We start from the raw sequence: 18,562 nt of genomic DNA, 5'->3' as shown, positions 1-18,562 counted from the left end.
CTGCCATGACCGACCAGGCTTCCGGGGTGAGTTCGGGCGTCGACAACGCCCGCACCGTCGAAACCTTTCTCTACGCCCTGCAGGACGAGGACTACGACACCGTCGAGGCGGCGTTCGCCGACACCATCGCGTGGCACAACGTCGGCTGGGCCACCGTGCGGGGGCGGCACCGGCTGATGAAGATCCTGCGCAGCGGGCACGGCCGCGTCGGGTTCGAGGTGAAGATCCACCGCATCGTCGCCGACGGCAACACCGTCATGACCGAGCGCACCGACGCCCTGATCATCGGCCCGCTGCGTACCCAGTTCTGGGTGTGCGGGGTTTTCGAGGTGTACGCGGGCCGAATCACGTTGTGGCGGGACTACTTCGACCTCTGGGACATCACCAAGGGCACGCTGCGAGGTCTCGCGGCAACCGTATTTCCATCGTTGAGGCAGACACTGAGATGAGCGCTGGAGCTTCCGGAACCACCCGGACCAAACCGAACCTGTTCGAGTACATCGGCTACTGCTACGGTCGGCGACTGCCCGACTCGATGCGCGACTGGGTTCGCCACGACCTCGCAGGCAAGGGCGCGACGGCCAGGATGATGGTCCGGGTCTTCATCCCGGCGTTCCTGTTGATGGTGCCGTTCTGGTTCATCCCGACCACGTTCGTCGTACATCTGTCGATGACGGCGCCCATCCTGATCCCGTTCGTGATGTTCTCGCACGCCCTGAACAAGGTGTGGCGCAGGCACATGCTGCGCAAACACGGCCTCGACCCGGCGCTGGCCGACGAGCTGAAACGTCAGAAGGACGCGCACATTCACGACGCGTACATCGCGAAGTACGGCCCCCGGTCAGGGCCGTCGAGCTCACACGACGTCTAGGCCCCGCGAAGCCTGCCGAGTTCGTCGAACGCCTGCGCCCAACCCATCAGCCGGTCGGTGGCGTTGGACAACTCGTCGCGGTACCGCTGCTGCGACATCGGCGAGCTGGACATCGACCCGGTGTTGGCTGCCGACACGAGTTGCGCTGCGGCGGTGACCAACTCGTTGTACTGCCGGGCCCCGTGGTCCAGCTGAGCGGTGAACGCGGCGATCGTCGGCGCGAGATGCGGGCGCGACTGCGGCGCTGATCTGACCGTCCGCTCCATCGACACCACTTCGTTGGCGGTGGCCGCCATCGTGGCGGAAGTCTGGTTGGCCGCCACCTTCAACTCGCGCAGTTCGTCGGCTGGCAGCATCCGGCCGCGCTCCAAAACGCCCAGCAGGTTGACCAATCCGCGCTCGGAGGCGGCAAGAGCGGCCATCGGCTGGCGGGCGGCGGAGCCCCACGGCGGCAGTCGCCTGCCCCGCGGCGGCGGCAGCGGTTCGCCACGCAGCCAGCGGTAGCGCGCGAACGCCAGCGTCGCCAGGAACGCCGCACCGACCGCGATCGGCGCCGGGATGAACAGCGCCCACGCCGGCGTGCTCCACGACGCCAGCAGCGCCGTGACGGCAATCCAGAACAGCGTGGACACCGTCAAGAACACGGTCAGCCGCAACGCCCACCGCCGCTTGCGTAGCAGCTTGGCGCGCGGATCCGCTGCGGCGTTGAGCTTTTCGGCCAACACGTCGGTCCACTCCGCGGCGGTGTCCACCCCGCGCTGCACCAGCGTGCGCCACGCTTCCGGCCGTCCCGTGCGTGTGTTCACTGCCCTGCCCTACGAAAGTTACTGCGACAGCGGGTTTTCCGGTGTCGCCTGCTGGTTGGTGGCTGGAGTCGCGGGTGCGCCTGCCGCGGTGCCGCCGGTTGGCAACTGCTCACCGCGCATGGAGGCGCGGATCTGCTCGAGCCGGGAATGGCCTGCCATCTGCACGCTGGCCTGCTGGACCTCCATCATCCGGCCCTGCACCGAGTTCTGCGCGAGTTCGGCGGCGCCCATCGCGTTGGCGTAGCGGCGCTCGATCTTGTCGCGCACCTCGTCGAGGCTCGGGGTGTTGCCCGGTGCGGCGATCTCGCTCATCGACCGCAACGACGCGCTGACCTGCTCCTGCATCTTTGCCTGCTCGAGCTGAGACAACAGCTTGGTGCGCTCGGCGATCTTCTGCTGCAACACCATCGCGTTCTGCTCGACGGCCTTCTTGGCCTGGCCGGCGGCCTGTAGCGCCTGATCGTGCAACGTCTTGAGGTCCTCGACGCTCTGCTCGGCGGTCACCAACTGCGCGGCGAACGCCTCGGCGGCGTTGTTGTACTCGGTGGCTTTCGCGGCGTCACCGGCGGCGGTGGCCTGGTCGGCCAGCGTCAGCGCCTGGCGGACGTTCACCTGCAACTTCTCGATGTCCGCGAGCTGGCGGTTGAGCCGCATCTCCAGCTGACGCTGATTGCCGATCACCTGCGCCGCCTGCGTGGACAGTGCCTGATGCTGGCGCTGAGCCTCCTCGATGGCCTGCTGAATCTGGACCTTCGGGTCGGCGTACTCGTCGACCTTCGAGCTGAACAGCGCCATCAGGTATTTCCACGCCTTGACGAACGGATTGGCCATCAGATCACTTCCGCCTTCATGTCGTTGTGTGTGCTCAGTGCCAACTTATCGGTTTCGCGCAGATCACCACACCCTGTGCGACCGATTTGCGGCTCAGGCAACCGCCATCGACACGACCTGCGGGATGACCACCTTGGTGGCGACGTCGATGTTGGCCGCGCTGGCGCGCGTGAGGGCGGCCAGTTCCTCGCGAGCCATCTCGTCGCCCGCGTCGGCGAGCACCTGTGACAGCGGAATGTCCAGGGCGCCGCAAATAGCGTTGAGCAGTTCGCTCGACGCCTCCTTGCGGCCGCGTTCCACCTCGGAGAGGTAGCCGAGGCTGACCCGGGCGGTGTCGGACACCTCACGCAGGGTGCGGCCCTGCTCGGTGCGGGCACGACGCAACACGTCGCCGATCACCTCGCGCAGCAATGCCGTCATCGATTTCCTCCCTCGCCTGGGCTCCGTTACTAGGGCAACGCCAACGCCTACCGGTTGGTTCCCGCCGACCGAAGATCAGTTCTGCGATTCGACGAGTGCCCGCAGCCTCGCGATGGCCTCGGTGACCGCGGCCAGCCGGATGTCCCAGCGTGAGCCGGTCAACGCCAACTCCACCACCTCGGTGTCGACGGGTCCTGCGAGGCCGAGGAAGACGGTGCCCACCGGGTGCCCGCCGTGCGGGTCGGGTCCCGCCACCCCGGTCAGGCCGACCCCCCAGGTGGCGCCGCACCGCTGCCTGGCGCCGACGGCCAAGGCCCGCGCGGTGGGTGCGGCCACGGGGCCGACCGCGTCCAGCAGCTGTGGCGCGACCCCGGCCAGCGAAATCTTGGTGTCTTCGATGTAGGTGACCAGGCCGCCGCGCAACACCACGCTGGCGCCCGCAACCCCGGCCAGCGTGGCTGCGAGCAGGCCCGCGGTCAACGACTCGGCGGTGGCAACGCTCTGCCTGCGGACGGTCAGATCGGCGACCAGCGCGCGAGCGTCGTCGCTAACCAGTGGGTCGTCCACGCGAGTCCCTGACTGCTGAAACGACGTAATCCGCGCCGGTCAGCACGGTCAACACGACGGCGGCGTACATCACCACCCACGCACCGGTCAGCCATGCGCCCGACAGCGGCAACACGAACAGGCCGATCGCGACGGCCTGGACGAGGGTTTTGAGCTTGCCACCGCGGCTGGCCGGTATGACGCCGTGGCGGAGCACTGATAACCGCAGCACGGTGATTGCGATCTCACGGGCCATGATGACCACGGTCACCCACCAGGGCAGATCGCCGATCATCGACAACCCGATCAACGCCGCTCCGATGAGCGCCTTGTCGGCGATCGGGTCTGCCAACTTGCCGAACTCGGTGACCATTCCGTAGCTGCGGGCCAGCGCGCCGTCGAACCTGTCGGTGATCACGGCGACCGCGAAGACGACGAATGCGGCTATCCGCCAGAATGTTTCATGGCCGTCGCCGACGAAGAGCAACACGAGGAACACCGGGACCAACACCATCCGCACACCGGTGAGTACGTTCGCGATATTCGCAACGCGGGCGCGCGGGACCGCCGGATCGATATGGGGTTGGCCCGACACCGCAACAGAATATCGGTTGGCAGAACCGATACCCTCGCACGTGTGAACGGAGCGCCTGAGCGGGTTGTCGTTCGACGTGCCCGTACGTCCGATGTTCCGGCCATCAAAGCGCTCGTCGACATCTACTCCGGCAAGATCCTGCTGGAGAAGAACCTCGTCACGCTCTACGAGGCCGTCCAGGAGTTCTGGATCGCCGAGGCCGACGGTGAACTGCTCGGCTGCGGCGCGCTGCACGTGTTGTGGTCGGACCTGGGTGAGATCCGCACCATCGCTGTGCACCCGAAGGTCAGGGGCCAGGGCGTCGGGCATGCGATCGTGGACCGACTCCTCGACGTGGCCAGAGAACTGCACCTGCAGCGGATCTTCGTGCTCACCTTCGAGGTCGACTTCTTCGCCAGGCACGGGTTCAAGGAGATCGAAGGCACGCCCGTCACCGCGGAGGTCTACGAGGAGATGTGCCGGTCCTACGACACCGGTGTCGCGGAGTTCCTCGACCTGTCCTACGTCAAGCCCAACATCCTGGGCAACACCCGAATGTTGTTGACGCTCTAGCGGTTTGTCACTCCTCTTCCTCGTCGTCGGCGTCGTCGCCGCCGTCGGCGTTGGCCCCGCCGCGGATCAACGCCAGCGTGCCCGCCAGCTCGTCGGGTTTGACCAACACCTCGCGCGCCTTGGAGCCTTCGCTGGGCCCGACGATGTTGCGGGTCTCCATCAGGTCCATCAGCCGGCCCGCCTTGGCGAAGCCGACCCGCAGCTTGCGCTGCAGCATCGACGTCGAGCCGAATTGGCTGGACACCACCAGCTCGACCGCCTGCAGGAAGACGTCCATGTCGTCGCCGATGTCCGGGTCGACGTCGGTGCGCTCACTGTTGGTCTTGGCGTTGGTGACGCCTTCGGTGTACTCGGGCTCGGCCTGGTCCTTGCAGGCCTGGACGACGGCGTGGATCTCTTCGTCGGTGATGAACGCGCCCTGCAGGCGCAGCGGCTTGTTCGCGCCCATCGGCAGGAACAACCCGTCGCCCATGCCGATCAGCTTCTCGGCGCCCTGCTGATCCAGGATCACGCGGCTGTCGGTCAGCGACGACGTCGCGAACGCCAGCCGGGACGGCACGTTCGTCTTGATCAGGCCGGTGACCACGTCGACCGACGGCCGCTGGGTGGCGAGCACCAGGTGAATGCCCGCGGCGCGCGCCTTCTGCGTGATCCGGACGATGGCGTCCTCGACGTCGCGGGGCGCCGTCATCATCAGGTCGGCGAGCTCGTCGACGATCGCGACGATGTACGGGTACGGCCGGTATTCGCGCTGACTGCCCAGCGGTGCGGTGATCTCACCGGAGCGCACCTTCTTGTTGAAGTCGTCGATGTGACGCACCCGCGACGCCTGCATGTCCTGGTAACGCTGCTCCATCTCCTCGACCAGCCACGCCAGCGCCGCAGCGGCCTTCTTGGGCTGCGTGATGATCGGCGTGATCAGGTGCGGAATGCCTTCGTACGGAGTGAGTTCCACCATCTTCGGGTCGATCAGGATCATCCTGACCTCTTCGGGGGTGGCCCGGGCCAGCAGGGACACCAGCATCGAGTTGACGAAGCTGGACTTACCCGAACCGGTCGAACCGGCCACCAGAAGGTGCGGCATCTTCGCGAGGTTGGCCGAAATGTACTCGCCCTCAATGTCTTTGCCGAGCCCGATGACCAGCGGGTGGTGATCGCCGCGGGTGGACGGATCGGTCAGCACGTCGGCGAGTCGGACCATTTCGCGGTCGACGTTGGGCACCTCGATGCCGACGGCGGACTTGCCGGGAATCGGCGCCAGCATTCGCACGCTCTCGGTGGCCACCGCGTAGGCGATATTGCGTTGCAGCGCAGTGATTTTCTCGACCTTGACGCCGGGGCCGAGTTCGACCTCGTAGCGGGTGACGGTCGGCCCGCGGGTGCAGCCGGTGACCGCGGCGTTCACCTTGAACTGGTTGAGTACCTCGGTGATGGCCTCGATCATCCGGTCGTTGCCGGGGCTGCGGCGCAACGGCGGATCGCCTGCGATCAGCAGGTCCAATGACGGCAGCGTGTACGGACCGTCGACCACCCGGTCCATCACGATCGCCTGCTTCTTGGCCGGCTTCTTCTTGCGCGGCTTGACCGCAGGCTCGGGCACCGTGGGCGCCTCGTCGTCGAGCGGGTAGTTCTCCATCGGCGTGCCGCCGTTGAATGTCGCCGCCCCTGCGGCTCCGCCGGGCCACGACGGCGCCTCTTCGCCCCCGTACGCCGACGGGTCGTCGTAATAGCCGTCCGAGAAGTCCTCGGCCTGTTGATCGCTGCCGGGCTCGTCCTCTTCGTAGTCGTCGTCGTACTCGTCGTGGAACGCCCGCGTGGAGAACATCCGCTGCACCGTCGACGGCACCTCGCGGATGGTCGTGCCGGTCACCAGCAGCAGCCCGAACAGCGCGGCGATGAACAGCAGCGGCGCCGCGATCCACGCCGTCAGCCCGTCGGACAGCGGCCCGCCGATCGCGAAGCCGAGGAACCCCGCCGCATGCTGACGCCCCGCCGGATCCATCGGCGAGCCCGCCCACAGGTGCCAGAGCCCGAGGGTGGGCAGCGCGATCATCGCCGCGCCGAGGATGAGCCGCGGACGCGCGTCGGGATCGGGTTCGGTGCGCATCAGAACGACGGCGATCGCGCCGAGCAACAGCGGGACGAGCACGACGGCCGACCCGATCATCAGACGCAGCGACGAGTCGATCCACGCGCCGACCGGGCGCGCGGCGTCGAACCACGAACTGGCGGCGATCACCACCGCGATGCCCAGCAGGGCCAGCGCGATGCCGTCGCGGCGGTGCCCGGGCTCGAGGTCGCGGGCCCGGCCCACGGAGCGGGCGGTCGAGCCGGCGCCCTTGGCCAGCATCAACCAGCCGGCGCGCACTCCCCGACCGACGGTCGCCCCGGCCGACGACACCGCCGACTGGTTGCGCCGCGGGGCCGGCTTGCGGCGGGCCGCCGGACGCGGCCCCTTCCGCGCACCAGCCTTTGACCTGCTCGAACGGGCTCCGGAGCGGGCAGCGGTCTTACTTGGCATGCCTCCCAGCCTAGTCGCATCAGCCACATATTCACCATCTGCCACACGGGTCACAGAAACGTATCGATTGAGTCGCTGTGACGCCCTACGGTGCCGAAATGACCACTTCACAGGCCCAAACAGCCCTCCCGACATCCAGCAAGGTGCTGTGCGCCGTCTACGGCGTGATCGCCGCGGCGGCCCTGATCGCCACCTGGAGCCAAAACGTCGCCTACTTCGACAACCCGGGCGGCTTCCTGCTCGACTTCTTCAGCGACTCAAAAGTCAACCCTGCCTCGCGGTCGCTGACCGTCGACATCGTGCTGTTCTTCCTCGCCGCCGCCATCCTGATGGTGATCGAGGCGCGCAAGCACGGCGTCAGATACGTGTGGGCGTACATCGTGGGCGGCCTGGCGATCGCGATCAGCGTGACCTTCCCGCTGTTCCTGATCGCCAGGGAACTACGCATCGGCCGAGCGGACCCGACGCGCTTGGGCACCGTCGACACCGTCCTGCTCGCACTGTTGGCCGTCGTCGCCGCGGGGATCACGGTATGGGTCGACGTGGCCTGACCGCTGCAAAACCTTGTAGGTAGGCTAGGCAACCGTCCAGCCGCACTCAGCGAGGAGTCCCATGCCCGTCACCGTCGTCGCCACCATGAAAGCCAAGCCCGAGTCGGTGGACGCGGTCCGCAACGCGTGCACACAGGCCATCGAGGCGGTGCATTCCGAGCCCGGTTGCGATCTGTACTCGCTGCACGAAGCCGACGGCACATTCGTCTTCGTCGAGCAGTGGGCCGACGCGGACGCGTTGCAGACGCACAGCGCCGCGCCCGCGGTCGCCACCCTGTTCGGCACCATCGGTGAGCTCCTCGACGGCGCACCAGACATCAAGGTGTTGCAGCCGGTCGTCGCCGGCGATCCCAGCAAGGGTCAGCTGCGACCGTAATGCCTTCCCTGGCAGGCAAAGTCGCGTTCATCACCGGCGCTGCCCGTGGTCAGGGGCGCGCCGAGGCGATCCGGTTGGCCGCCGACGGCGCGAACATCATCGCAGTCGACATCTGCGACCAGATCGCTTCGGTGCCCTATCCGATGGCCACCGCCGACGATCTGGCCGCCACCGTCAAACTCGTCGAGGACACCGGCGCCCGAATCGTCGCGGCCGAGGCGGACGTTCGCGATCAGGCGGCGCTGGCATCGGTGTTGCAGTCCGGCGTCGACGCGTTGGGCAGGCTCGACATCGTGGTGGCGAACGCCGGCATCGCGCCGATGGAGTCGGGGGCGCAGGGCTGGCGAGACGTCATCGACGTCAACCTGACCGGGGTACACAACACAGTCGAGGTGTCGATGCCCACGATGATCAAACAGGGCGACGGCGGGTCGATCGTGCTGATCAGTTCGGCGGCGGGCCTGGTCGGCATCGGCGGCGGCGACCCGGGCTCGCTCGGCTACACCGCGGCCAAACACGGTATCGTCGGACTGATGCGGGCCTACGCCAATCACCTTGCGCCGCACAGTATTCGGGTCAACTCGATTCACCCCAGCGGGGTGCTCACCCCGATGATCGACAACGACCACACTCGCCAGTGGCTGGCCAACGTGATCGCACAGTCGGAGCGGCCGCCGGACATGGGCAATGCGATGCCGGTCCAGATACTCCAGCCGGAGGACATCGCGGCGGCGGTCGCATGGCTGGTGTCCGACGAGGCGCGCTACGTCACCGGTGTGACATTGCCGGTCGACGCGGGGTACGTCAACAAACGCTGACGATGACGCGAAATCCGGCCGCCCAGACCGCCTTCGGCCCGATGGCGCAGGCGGCGATCGAGCAGTTCGAGCCGCCGGACCGACGCTTGGTGTTCGACGACCTGGCGCTGGCGTTCCTGCCCGCCGGTCAACGCGCCGTCGTCCGCGCGATGCGCGCGCCGGTGCTGCGTCGCCTGACGATCGCGGCCGGTGAGCGCGCGGTGCCCGGTTCGTGGTCGCTGATCGCGTGCAGGAAGCGGTTCATCGACGACAAGCTCGACGAAATCCTGGGTGACATCGACGCCGTCGTCGACCTCGGCGCGGGCATGGACACCAGGGCCTGTCGTCTCGCACGTCGCAGCAACCTTCCGGTCTTCGAGGTCGATCTCGGCGTCAACATCGAGCGCAAGCGCGCCGCCGTCGAGCGGGCGATCGGCGGGGTGCCTGCATCGGTTCACCTGGTGCCGTTGGATTTCGAGCGCGACGACCTGGTGGGCACGCTGACGGCGCACGGTTACCGCCCCGATGCACGCACGTTCTTCATCTGGGAGGGCGTGACGCAGTACCTGACCGAGGATGCGGTTCGCGCGACAATGGTCGCGCTGCGGGGCGTGGCCAAGGGAAGCCGTCTGGTGTTCACCTATGTCCGCAAGGACTTCATCGACGGGGTGAACATGTACGGCGCCGAAATCCTCTACAGACGTTTCCGTCGGCGCCGGCAGGTGTGGCGGTTCGGGCTGGATCCCGACGCGGTCGCCGATTTCGTCGCCGAGTACGGCTGGCGGCTGGTCGAGCAGGCCGGACCGGACTACTACCTGCGCACCTACATCCGCCCGACCGGTCGCAAGCTGGGTGCCTCGCAGCTCGAGTGGACCGCGTACGCGGAAAAGGCCTAGCCCCTAATCCCCTAGTCGGTCGCGTTCGCGGTAATCCCTAACGGCGTTGCGCGGGTACGGGCGCGACGCCCGTTTTGTCGCGGGTCGGCGCTGCCGACTATTGCTGACATGACACGCATGGACACCGCGCCACTGATGCGTGCACTCGGGTGCACGACGGTCTACCGGTCGCACATCGGAAGCAACGTCGCGGCCTGCTCATGCGGATGGTCGGCGCGCAGGCGGATCTGGAAATCCATGGCATGCCTGGACGCCTGGACACACTCGGCTCACGGCGGCTGCGACCTCAACGTCCCGTTGGTCATCCCCGGAAGGAACCGACCATGTCAATCGTGAAATTCATCGCCGCAATCGTGTTTGCGACGGCGAGCACGCTGGGCGCCGGCGTCGTCGGTGCTCTACCGATCACCACCGCGCAGGCCCGGCAGTGGGATCAGGCGGCATTCAACAACTGCGCGGAAGGCTATGAGGCCCAACGCGAGGACGACTACGTCAGCTGGTACTACGGGGTGCGCCAATGCTGCATCTCATTCGGCGGTGTGTGGCACGAGCAGCAGCCCGGACAAGCACCGCGCTGCGATCCTCCGCCCCGGATCGTACGGGTACCGCCGGGCCTCGTAGTCCAAACACTCTCGCCCGCAATATCTCCCGTCACGCGGGTGCCGAGCAACCAACCAGGAGACAAATCATGAGATCACTCTGGCCCCGACTGGTACTGGCGGCCCTCGTCCTCGCGGCGGCCATAGTGGCAGGCAGCGCTGTCGTACACCCAGCGACCGCGTGCGCGGCACCCGTGGGCAGCAAGGCTTCCTACGAGGAATGCGTCGGCCGCGGGTCGAACAAGCGGCTCTGCTGCAGTCTGGCTGGCGGCGAATGGACCGAGACCAGGTACTACGACAAGGACGGTAAGTACCTCTACTCGAGTTATGATTGTGCCGGCTTGGCCCTGCAGCACGGCCGACCCGCGCTGCAGCCGGGGGTCGTCACCCAGACGTTCGAACCGGCCCCACCACCCGGCCTCGGCTGAGAATCCCGTCAGATTTCGATGACCGTCGGCACGATCATCGGCTGCCTGCGGTAGGTCTCCCCCACCCACTTGCCGACGACGCGGCGGACCGCCTGTGCGATCCGCGTTGTCTCGGTGATGCGCTCGGCGGCAAGGGCTTCCAGCTCAGCCTCCACCTTGCGGGCCACCGGCTCAAGGGCCTTCGGATCCTCTGAGAAGCCCCGCGAATGCAGATGCGCGGGTGCGGCGGGCTTGCCGGTGCCACGGCGCACCACCACCGTCACCGCGATGAAACCCGACGACAGCACGAGGCGCTCGCCCAGCGTCGCGTCGCCGACGTCACCGGTGATCAATCCGTCGACGAACATCTTGCCGGTGGGCACCGCGCCCGCGATCGACGCCCTGCCCGCCACCAGGTCGACGCTGACGCCGTTCTCCGCCAGCATGATCGCCTGCGGATCGACACCCGTTCGCTCGGCCAGGTTCGCGTTTGCGCGCAGCATCCGCCACGTCCCGTGCACCGGCATCACGTTGCGAGGGCGTACCGCGTTGTACAGAAACAGCAGCTCACCCGCGTAGGCGTGGCCCGAAACATGTACCCGCACTTGGGCGTTGGTGACGACCCGGACCCCGATCTTGGCCAACGCGTCAAGGACACCGAAAATCGCTTCCTCGTTGCCGGGGATCTGCGACGACGACATGATGATCAGGTCACCCGAGGTCAGGGTGATGCTGCGATGCTCACCACGCGACATCCGCGACAACGCCGCCATCGGCTCACCCTGCGTGCCGGTGGTGATCAGCGTGATCCGCTCGGGCGCCATCATCTCCGCGGCACCGATGTCGATCACGTCGTCGGTGTCGACCCGGAGATAACCGAGTTCCCTGGCGATGCCCATGTTGCGCACCATCGACCGGCCCACGAACGACACCTTGCGGCCCAGCGCCACCGATGCGTCGATGATCTGCTGCACCCGCGCCACATTGGAGGCGAAGCACGCCACGATGACCCGGCCTTCGGCGCCGCGGATCAGCCGATGCATGTTCGGCCCGATCTCGCTCTCCGACGGGCCGACCCCGGGAATCTCGGAATTCGTTGAGTCGCAGAGGAACAGGTCCACCCCGGCGTCGCCAAGCCGCGACATACCCGGCAGGTCGGTCGGCCGGTCGTTCAGCGGCAGTTGGTCGAGCTTGATGTCGCCGGTGTGCAGCACGGTGCCTGCGCCGGTGTGTATCGCGATCGCCAGACAACCCGGAATCGAATGGTTGACGTGGAAGTACTCGCACTCGAACACACCGTGCCGCGAACTCTGGCCTTCGTCGACCTCGACGAACACGGGCTTGATGCGGTGCTCGCGGCACTTCTCCGCCACCAGCGCGAGCGTGAACTTGGAGCCGACCACCGGAATGTCGGCACGCAACTTGAGCAGGAACGGAATTGCGCCGATGTGGTCCTCGTGCGCATGCGTGAGCACCAGCGCCTCCACGTCGTCGAGGCGGTCCTCGACGTGGCGCAGATCGGGCAGGATCAGGTCGACACCGGGCTCGTCGTGACCGGGAAACAGCACGCCGCAGTCGACGATCAGCAACCTGCCCAGATGCTCGAAAACGGTCATGTTGCGGCCGATTTCGCTGATGCCGCCGAGCGCGGTCACCCGCAGACCGCCAGGAGCCAGTGGCCCCGGCGGCTTGAGTTCTTCGTTCACTAGCGCAGCACCGCGGCGGCACGCATATCGGCCGCCAACGCCTCGATCTGCTCTTCGGTGGCCGGAATCTGAGGCAACCGCGGATCACCGACCTCGATGCCCTGTAGGCGCAGCCCCGCCTTGGCCAGTGTGACGCCGCCGAGTCTGGCCTGGGCCCCGCTGAGCGGCCCGAGCGTGACGTTGATCTTGCGGGCTGTCGCGACATCGCCAGAGACGAACGCCGACAACATGTCTCGCAGCTGGCCCGCGGCCAGATGCCCCCAGACGCTGACGAAGCCGACCGCACCCATCGCCAGCCACGGCAGGTTCAGCGCGTCGTCACCCGAGTAGTACGCCAGCCCGGTCTCGGCGATGATCTGTCCGCCGCCGTGCAGATCGCCCTTCGCGTCCTTGACGGCAACGATGTTCGGATGCTCGGCGAGCGTGCGGATGGTGTCCCATTCGATCGGCACGACCGAGCGCGGCGGGATGTCGTAGAGAATCACCGGCAGATCGGTGGCGTCGGCCACCGCGGTGAAGTGGGCGACCAACCCGGCCTGCGGTGGCCGCGAGTAGTACGGGGTGACCACCAGCAGGCCGTGCGCGCCAGCGGCCGCGCACTGCTTGGCCAGACGCACGCTGTGCGCGGTGTCGTAGCTGCCCGCGCCTGCGACGATCCGGGCCCGGTCACCGACCGCCTCCAGCACCGCCCGCAGCAGCGTGAGCTTCTCGTCGTCGGTGGTGGTCGGCGACTCCCCTGTGGTGCCGAACAGCACCAGGCCGTCACAGCCTGCGTCGACGAGGTGGGTGGCGAGGCGGGCCGCGGCGTCGGTGTCCAGCGACCCGTCGGGCTTGAACGGCGTGACCATCGCCGTCAGCACGGTGCCCAATCGGGTGGTCACGTCGATTCCGCTGGTACTCACGGGCACCAAGATTACCCGCTCAACCTCAGCGTTCCGTAGCTATATACGCCCGGCCCCGTCACGCCTCCGTTGCTCAGGTCTGGCCAGCTCCGGCTACGCCTCCGTGGCTCAGGTCTGGCCAGCTCCGGCTACGCCTCCGTGGCTCAGGTCTGGCCAGCTCCGGCTACGCCTCCGTGGCTCAGGTCTGGCCAGCTCCGGCTACGCCTCCGTGGCTAGCGGCGACGTCGCCACCTCTGTCCCGTCAGCAAGCTCGGAGATCTCGAAGTCTGAGAACACCTGCGGCGCGATGTCGATCAGCTGGCGCAGGCATTCGATGGCCAGCCGGCGGATCTCCACATCGGCGTGCTCGCTGGCCCGCATCGCGATGAAATGCCGCCAGGCCCGGTAGTTCCCGGTCACAACGATGCGCGTCTCGGTCGCGTTGGGCAGCACCGCACGCGCAGCCTGTCGAGCCTGTTTGCGGCGCAGCACCGCGTTCGGCTGATCGGCGAACTTGGCCTCCAATTTGGCCAGCAGTTCGGTGTAGGTGGCGCGGCTGGCGTCGGCGGCGGCCGTGAAAATGGTCTGCAGTTCCTCGTCGTCCTCCATCCCCGGCGGCACGACGACCTGCGCGTCGTGTTCGGGCACGAACCGCTGGGACAGCTGCGAATACGAGAAATGCCGATGCCGGATCAGCTCATGCGTGCATGACCGCGAGATGCCGGTGATGTAGAAGGTCACCGACGCGTGCTCGAGCACCGAAAAGTGACCGACGTCGATGATGTGCCGCAGGTAAGCCGCGTTGGTAGCGGTCTTCGGATTGGGCTTCGACCAGCTCTGGTAGCAGGCCCGCCCGGCGAACTCGACCAGCGCCGGGCCGCCGTCGGCATCCGTGCTCCACGGCACGTCCGGCGGCGCCAAGAAGTCGGTCTTGGCGATCAGTTGCACGCGCAGCGGCGCGGTCTCGGCCACGAGCACACAGTATCCGGCGGCAATGCGCACCGGCGACGCCCGTCACCTGCTACGTTTGCGCGGTCGAGGTACTCCAACCTGTTAGCTGGAGATTCATGGTCGGCATCCATTTTCTGCGTGAGGCGTCCTCCTGCGACTTGTGGATGCAATTCGACTTCTCCCAGGCCGCGAGCAACTACTCCGGGCTCGCCGGGGTGTTGGCCGGCTTCGCGTTCCTGGCCATCATGCTCGTGTTGAACCGCCAGCACCGGCGGGACGGCGCGATCGACGCCGCGATCGAGCACCGTCAGGACAACCGCTTCCTCACCGCGTTGGGCAGCGCCTGCGTCGGCCTGATCACTGCGGCGACGCTGTTCTCGTTACTGTCGGGCGAAGAGGGCTGCGCGCTCATCAGCGGCCGGGCGTTGTCGAAGGAAGTGCTCGCCGGGGTGGCCTTCCATTTCTCGGTCTACACACTGCTTTTCGGTGCGGTGCAACTGATTTCAGCGGCCACGCTGGGTGTGCACTTCCGCTTCATCGTCGCGGTGCTCGCGCCGCCCGTCGTGGTCTCCTTCATCGTCGCCAGCCTCGACGAGCTCGCGCTGTCGTTGGCCAACCCGCCGCAGCAGCCGGTCGGGCCGCACGAATCGCTGGCCCCGGGCTGGACCGACGCCAGCGCGTCGCTGTGGAACTTCGCGCACAACGTGATGACGTGGTTGATACCGACGGTGTTCGCACTCTGCCTGGCGATGTGGCTGATCGGGTTCCGCTGGCGGCGGGCCACCGAACCGCCGCAGGGTCTGAGCGCCACTGTGACCAGGGTGGTGTCGACGGCGTTGACCTACCTGCCCTACACCAGCCTCGCGCTCGTCGCCTACGCGGTGTGGCGCACGGCCATGCTGGGCCGACTCTCCGTCGGCGCCCACATCGGGGCCAACCAGGCCAAGGTGCTCGTGCTGGTCTGCACGCTCGTCGTGGTGCTGCAAAGCGCCAGCCTGTCGTTCTCGCGCGGTGACGATCGTCCGCCCGAGTTCGAAAGCGACGGCGTCAGTCGGTGAGCACGCCCGCGCGGTGCATCGCGGTGGTGATGAGCTCGAAGTCGATCGCGCCGTGATGACGTGCCAGATGCTCGGCGTCGTCACCGCGGCCGTCGGCGATCGCCTGCACCAACTGCTCGTGCTCCCGCAGCGCGCGTAATTCCATGCTGCGCATGGTCGTTGGCTCACCCCAGGGGTGTGCGGGTGAACCGATGCTGACGGTGGCTTTCAGGTCGAGCAGCACCTGTTTGAGGACGTCGTTGTGGGCGGCATCCATGATCGCCAGATGAAATCTGCTGTCGGCTTGCTGCGCGGCAAGCCCGCTGTCGGCGGTCCGGTACGCCTCGAAACGGGTGCGCAGCACCGACATGTCGTACTCGGACCTGGACTCCGCTGCTGCGCGACAGACGGTGCCCTGCAGACGGCATATCGCGTCGCAGCGGTCGCGCAGGTCGTCGAGTCGCGCGCGCAGGGTGCGGCCCACCGCGTCGGTCGACGACTCGGGCCACTGGTCGAGCACATAGGACCCGCCGCCGCGACCGCGCCGGGTTTCGATGAGGCCGCGGTCCAGCAACCGCGCCAGCGCGGCCCGCACCGTCATCCTGCCGACCCCCAGCGACGCGGCGAGATCCCGTTCCACCGGTAGCCGAGCGCCGGGCAGATACTCGCCGATCGCGATCGCGGTGATCAGCCGGTCGGTGATCTCGTCGACCCGGGATGAGCTGTCCAGCTGCTGCTGGAGCAAACCCGGGGTCGCGGATGCACCGATGTGCGCCATGGCGGAAATGTTAAATCTCGATCAATGGTCTTGTCATGAGACCTTTACGGGTCCATGCTGTCCGCCATGACTTCGACGACCAGGACGGTGCCGTTCCGCGACCACGAAACCTGGGTGCAGATCACCGCACCCGACGACGCGCGCGAGGGCGCCCTGCCGCTGTTTGTGCTGCACGGCGGCCCGGGAATGGCGCACAACTACGTGCGCAACATCGCCGGCCTGGCCGCGGAGACCGGGCGGACGGTCATCCACTACGACCAGATCGGCTGCGGTAACAGCAGCCATCTCCCGGACGCGCCCGCCGACTTCTGGACCCCGGACCTGTTCGTCGAGGAGTTCCACGCCGTGCGCACCGCGCTGGGCATCGACGAGTACCACGTGCTCGGCCAGTCCTGGGGCGGCATGCTGGGCGCCGAGATCGCGGTCCGCCAACCGCAGGGGCTCGCCTCGCTGGCGATCTGCAATTCGCCCGCGTCGATGGAGCTGTGGATGGCGGGCTGCGCGCAACTGCGGGCCCAACTGCCAGCCGAGACCCAGGCGGCGCTGACCCGCCACGAGGAGACCGGCAACTACGGCGATCCGGAGTACGTACAGGCCACCAACGAGTTCTACCTGCGGCACCTGTGCCGGGTCGACCCGATGCCGCAGGACCTGGTCGACACCATCACCCAGATGGAGGCCGAGCCGACGGTCTACCACACCATGAACGGGCCCAACGAGTTCTACGTGCTGGGCACTCTGCGTGGCTGGACGATCATCGACCGGCTGCCGCAGATCACCGCGCCGGCGCTGGTGATCGCGGGCGAGTTCGACGAGGCGGTGCCCGCCGCCTGGCAGCCCTACGCCGAGCTCATCCCCGACGCGCGCAGCCACGTGTTCCCCGACACCAGCCACTGCTCGCACCTCGAGAAGCCCGAAGAGTTCCGCGCCGTCGTCGGCGACTTCCTGGCCAGCCACGACGCCGCGCGCGACGCCTCGGCCCGCAGCTAACCTCCAGCCCCCACCCACTCTCACCTTCGGATAGGACGGTCATGGCCGATCAGCGCACGCTCGAATCCTTCGGCTACAAGCAGGAATTGCACCGATCGGTATCGACCTTCGATCTGCTGGTGTACGGGCTGGTGTTCATGGTGCCGATCGCGCCGTGGACGATCTTCGGCGTCGTCTACAACAGCGCCAAAGGCATGGTGCCGCTGGTCTATCTGATCGGCCTGGTGGCGATGGTGTTCACCGCGTTGGCCTACGCGCAGATGGCGAAGTCGTTCCCGCTGGCGGGTTCGGTGTTCGCCTACGTGGGCCGCGGAATCCATTCGGGCGTCGGCTTTTTCGCGGGCTGGGCGATTCTGCTCGACTATCTGTTGGTGCCGACGCTGCTGTACGTGTTGGCGGCGGAGTCGATGATCGGCTTGTTCCCCGGCACCCCGCGGTGGGTGTGGGCGCTGCTGTTCGTCGCCGTCAACACCGTGATCAACCTGCTCGGTGTCGATTCGCTGAAGATGGCCAACCGTGTCTTCCTGGCGCTGGAATTGGCTTTCCTGGCGATCTTCGTCGTGATCGCGGTGCGCGCCATCAGCGGCGAACGGCTGCCCAATGTGCATTGGAGCACCACGCCGATCTGGAATCCGGAAACTGTCAGCGCGCCGCTACTGGCGGCTGCATTGTCCATCGCCGTGCTGAGTTTCCTTGGCTTCGACGGTATTTCGACACTCGCGGAGGAATCCACCGGTGATCGCAACCCGGCGGGCAAGGCGATGGTCGGCGCGCTGTTCATCGTGGCGTTCCTGTTCATCGGGCAGACGTGGCTGGCCAGCCTGCTGGCAGGTGGGCGGTCGTCGTTCAGCGACGACGAAGCGGGCAACGCGTTCTTCAAACTGGTCGAGGCGGCGTCGAGCACCGGGTGGATGAACGCGTTCTTCGTCGTGAACGTGCTCGCTGTCGGTTTCGCCAACGCGATGGCCGCGCAGGCGGCGACCAGTCGACTGCTGTACTCGATGAGTCGCGACCGGCAGTTGCCGAGTTTCTTGTCGAAGGTGAGCGCGCGTCAGGTGCCGATGGCCGCGATCCTGGTGGTCAGCGCGATCAGCGTGGTGCTGGTGCTGTTCTTCGTCGGGCAGATCGAGCTCATCTCGTCGCTGGTGAATTTCGGTGCGCTGTTTGCCTTCTGCCTGCTGCACGTGTCGGTCATCTGGTACTACATCGGACGCAAGAAGTCGAAGAACTACCTGCTGCATCTGGTGGTTCCGACGCTCGGCTTCCTGATCATCGGCTACGTGCTGTTCAACGCGGACTACCTCGCGAAGGTCGGCGGGCTGGTCTGGCTGTGCGTCGGCGCGGGAGTGTTCATCGTGAACAAGGTGCGCGGCCGCGGCGTGCCAAAATTCAGCGGAGAGTCGGCGGTGCCCGGCGAGGGACAACCGAACGCCGAGGGCGCACTGCGGTGA

At 67.0% G+C, this 18,562-nt stretch carries 22 protein-coding genes; 12 read left to right on the top strand and 10 right to left on the bottom strand.

Annotated elements, in window-relative coordinates; genetic code table 11:
* Positions 1 to 5 precede the first annotated feature (5 nt).
* Both C1A30_RS17725 and C1A30_RS17720 read left to right on the top strand, forming a co-directional pair.
* Positions 6 to 449, top strand: a complete 444-nt coding sequence (locus C1A30_RS17725) for a limonene-1,2-epoxide hydrolase family protein (RefSeq protein ID WP_101949497.1) — start codon at positions 6 to 8, stop codon at positions 447 to 449.
* Positions 446 to 871 carry a DUF5313 domain-containing protein gene (locus C1A30_RS17720; RefSeq protein WP_101949496.1) on the top strand — a complete coding sequence of 142 codons (426 nt, stop codon included), beginning with the start codon at positions 446 to 448 and terminating at the stop codon, positions 869 to 871. Before C1A30_RS17725 ends, C1A30_RS17720 begins: the two co-directional genes overlap by 4 nt.
* Here C1A30_RS17720 and C1A30_RS17715 read toward each other — a convergent pair.
* From C1A30_RS17715 to pgsA, 5 genes are all read right to left on the bottom strand, one after another.
* Complete coding sequence (locus C1A30_RS17715; protein ID WP_101949495.1) at positions 868 to 1,677, bottom strand: hypothetical protein; 810 nt, start codon at positions 1,675 to 1,677, stop codon at positions 868 to 870. The genes C1A30_RS17720 and C1A30_RS17715 overlap by 4 nt on opposite strands.
* An 18-nt stretch (positions 1,678 to 1,695) precedes the next feature.
* Positions 1,696 to 2,508, bottom strand: a complete 813-nt coding sequence (gene pspA, locus C1A30_RS17710; protein WP_101949494.1) for a phage shock protein PspA — start codon at positions 2,506 to 2,508, stop codon at positions 1,696 to 1,698.
* Between the two features lie 93 nt (positions 2,509 to 2,601).
* On the bottom strand, positions 2,602 to 2,928 hold the full coding sequence (gene clgR, locus C1A30_RS17705; protein WP_101949493.1) for a transcriptional regulator ClgR: 327 nt from the start codon (positions 2,926 to 2,928) through the stop codon (positions 2,602 to 2,604).
* Positions 2,929 to 3,003: 75 nt separating this feature from the next.
* Positions 3,004 to 3,495, bottom strand: a complete 492-nt coding sequence (locus tag C1A30_RS17700) for a CinA family protein (protein ID WP_101949492.1) — start codon at positions 3,493 to 3,495, stop codon at positions 3,004 to 3,006.
* The gene (gene pgsA, locus C1A30_RS17695; RefSeq protein WP_101949491.1) at positions 3,476 to 4,069 is read right to left on the bottom strand and encodes a CDP-diacylglycerol--glycerol-3-phosphate 3-phosphatidyltransferase; all 594 of its coding nucleotides are present in this window, start codon (positions 4,067 to 4,069) and stop codon (positions 3,476 to 3,478) included. Before pgsA ends, C1A30_RS17700 begins: the two co-directional genes overlap by 20 nt.
* 42 nt (positions 4,070 to 4,111) lie before the next feature.
* Here pgsA and C1A30_RS17690 point away from each other — a divergent pair, with 42 nt between their 5' ends.
* Positions 4,112 to 4,621 (top strand): amino-acid N-acetyltransferase, encoded by a 510-nt coding sequence (locus tag C1A30_RS17690; RefSeq protein WP_101949490.1) that lies wholly within the window; start codon positions 4,112 to 4,114, stop codon positions 4,619 to 4,621.
* Positions 4,622 to 4,628: 7 nt separating this feature from the next.
* Here the strand turns inward: C1A30_RS17690 and C1A30_RS17685 are convergent, their stop codons facing one another.
* Positions 4,629 to 7,277: a DNA translocase FtsK 4TM domain-containing protein gene (locus tag C1A30_RS17685; RefSeq protein WP_369974134.1), complete on the bottom strand. Its 2,649-nt coding sequence runs from the start codon at positions 7,275 to 7,277 to the stop codon at positions 4,629 to 4,631.
* Between C1A30_RS17685 and C1A30_RS17680 the strand changes: the two genes are divergently transcribed.
* The 6 genes from C1A30_RS17680 to C1A30_RS17655 all read left to right on the top strand — a co-directional run bounded on the left by C1A30_RS17680 (position 7,241) and on the right by C1A30_RS17655 (position 10,789).
* A complete protein-coding gene (locus tag C1A30_RS17680; RefSeq protein WP_101950278.1) occupies positions 7,241 to 7,693 on the top strand; it encodes a DUF2834 domain-containing protein in 453 nt (150 codons plus the stop codon). The two genes, C1A30_RS17685 and C1A30_RS17680, sit on opposite strands and share 37 nt — an antisense overlap.
* Positions 7,694 to 7,754: 61 nt before the next feature.
* Positions 7,755 to 8,069 (top strand): putative quinol monooxygenase, encoded by a 315-nt coding sequence (locus C1A30_RS17675; RefSeq protein ID WP_101949488.1) that lies wholly within the window; start codon positions 7,755 to 7,757, stop codon positions 8,067 to 8,069.
* Positions 8,069 to 8,887: a mycofactocin-coupled SDR family oxidoreductase gene (locus C1A30_RS17670; RefSeq protein WP_101949487.1), complete on the top strand. Its 819-nt coding sequence runs from the start codon at positions 8,069 to 8,071 to the stop codon at positions 8,885 to 8,887. The genes C1A30_RS17675 and C1A30_RS17670 overlap by 1 nt, the downstream gene beginning before the upstream one ends.
* 2 nt (positions 8,888 to 8,889) lie before the next feature.
* Positions 8,890 to 9,762, top strand: a complete 873-nt coding sequence (locus tag C1A30_RS17665; protein ID WP_101949486.1) for an SAM-dependent methyltransferase — start codon at positions 8,890 to 8,892, stop codon at positions 9,760 to 9,762.
* A gap of 323 nt (positions 9,763 to 10,085) precedes the next feature.
* Positions 10,086 to 10,454: a hypothetical protein gene (locus C1A30_RS17660; protein ID WP_142392622.1), complete on the top strand. Its 369-nt coding sequence runs from the start codon at positions 10,086 to 10,088 to the stop codon at positions 10,452 to 10,454.
* The gene (locus tag C1A30_RS17655) at positions 10,451 to 10,789 is read left to right on the top strand and encodes a hypothetical protein (protein WP_142392621.1); all 339 of its coding nucleotides are present in this window, start codon (positions 10,451 to 10,453) and stop codon (positions 10,787 to 10,789) included. The genes C1A30_RS17660 and C1A30_RS17655 overlap by 4 nt, the downstream gene beginning before the upstream one ends.
* Positions 10,790 to 10,797: 8 nt before the next feature.
* On the opposite strand, the gene C1A30_RS17650 is transcribed toward C1A30_RS17655, so the two are convergent.
* From C1A30_RS17650 to thyX, 3 genes are all read right to left on the bottom strand, one after another.
* Positions 10,798 to 12,474, bottom strand: a complete 1,677-nt coding sequence (locus tag C1A30_RS17650) for a ribonuclease J (RefSeq protein ID WP_101949483.1) — start codon at positions 12,472 to 12,474, stop codon at positions 10,798 to 10,800.
* The gene (gene dapA / locus C1A30_RS17645) at positions 12,474 to 13,376 is read right to left on the bottom strand and encodes a 4-hydroxy-tetrahydrodipicolinate synthase (protein WP_101949482.1); all 903 of its coding nucleotides are present in this window, start codon (positions 13,374 to 13,376) and stop codon (positions 12,474 to 12,476) included. Before dapA ends, C1A30_RS17650 begins: the two co-directional genes overlap by 1 nt.
* A gap of 198 nt (positions 13,377 to 13,574) precedes the next feature.
* Positions 13,575 to 14,327 (bottom strand): FAD-dependent thymidylate synthase, encoded by a 753-nt coding sequence (gene thyX, locus C1A30_RS17640; protein WP_101950277.1) that lies wholly within the window; start codon positions 14,325 to 14,327, stop codon positions 13,575 to 13,577.
* A gap of 95 nt (positions 14,328 to 14,422) precedes the next feature.
* Between thyX and C1A30_RS17635 the strand changes: the two genes are divergently transcribed.
* On the top strand, positions 14,423 to 15,364 hold the full coding sequence (locus C1A30_RS17635; protein WP_101949481.1) for a hypothetical protein: 942 nt from the start codon (positions 14,423 to 14,425) through the stop codon (positions 15,362 to 15,364).
* Here C1A30_RS17635 and C1A30_RS17630 read toward each other — a convergent pair.
* Positions 15,354 to 16,121, bottom strand: coding sequence for a FadR/GntR family transcriptional regulator (locus C1A30_RS17630; RefSeq protein WP_101949480.1), 768 nt, complete (start codon positions 16,119 to 16,121; stop codon positions 15,354 to 15,356). The two genes, C1A30_RS17635 and C1A30_RS17630, sit on opposite strands and share 11 nt — an antisense overlap.
* 66 nt (positions 16,122 to 16,187) lie before the next feature.
* On the opposite strand from C1A30_RS17630, the gene C1A30_RS17625 reads away from it, so the two are divergent.
* Both C1A30_RS17625 and C1A30_RS17620 read left to right on the top strand, forming a co-directional pair.
* Entirely contained in the window at positions 16,188 to 17,111 is a 924-nt protein-coding gene (locus C1A30_RS17625) for a proline iminopeptidase-family hydrolase (protein WP_235009956.1), read from the top strand.
* Between the two features lie 41 nt (positions 17,112 to 17,152).
* Positions 17,153 to 18,562 carry an APC family permease gene (locus tag C1A30_RS17620; protein ID WP_101949478.1) on the top strand — a complete coding sequence of 470 codons (1,410 nt, stop codon included), beginning with the start codon at positions 17,153 to 17,155 and terminating at the stop codon, positions 18,560 to 18,562.

It is taken from the genome of Mycobacterium sp. 3519A (assembly GCF_900240945.1).
In the GTDB taxonomy this organism is placed as follows: Bacteria; Actinomycetota; Actinomycetes; order Mycobacteriales; family Mycobacteriaceae; genus Mycobacterium.
Note: the sequence above shows the minus strand (reverse complement) of the source record. Positions and strands in the feature narration are given on the sequence as shown.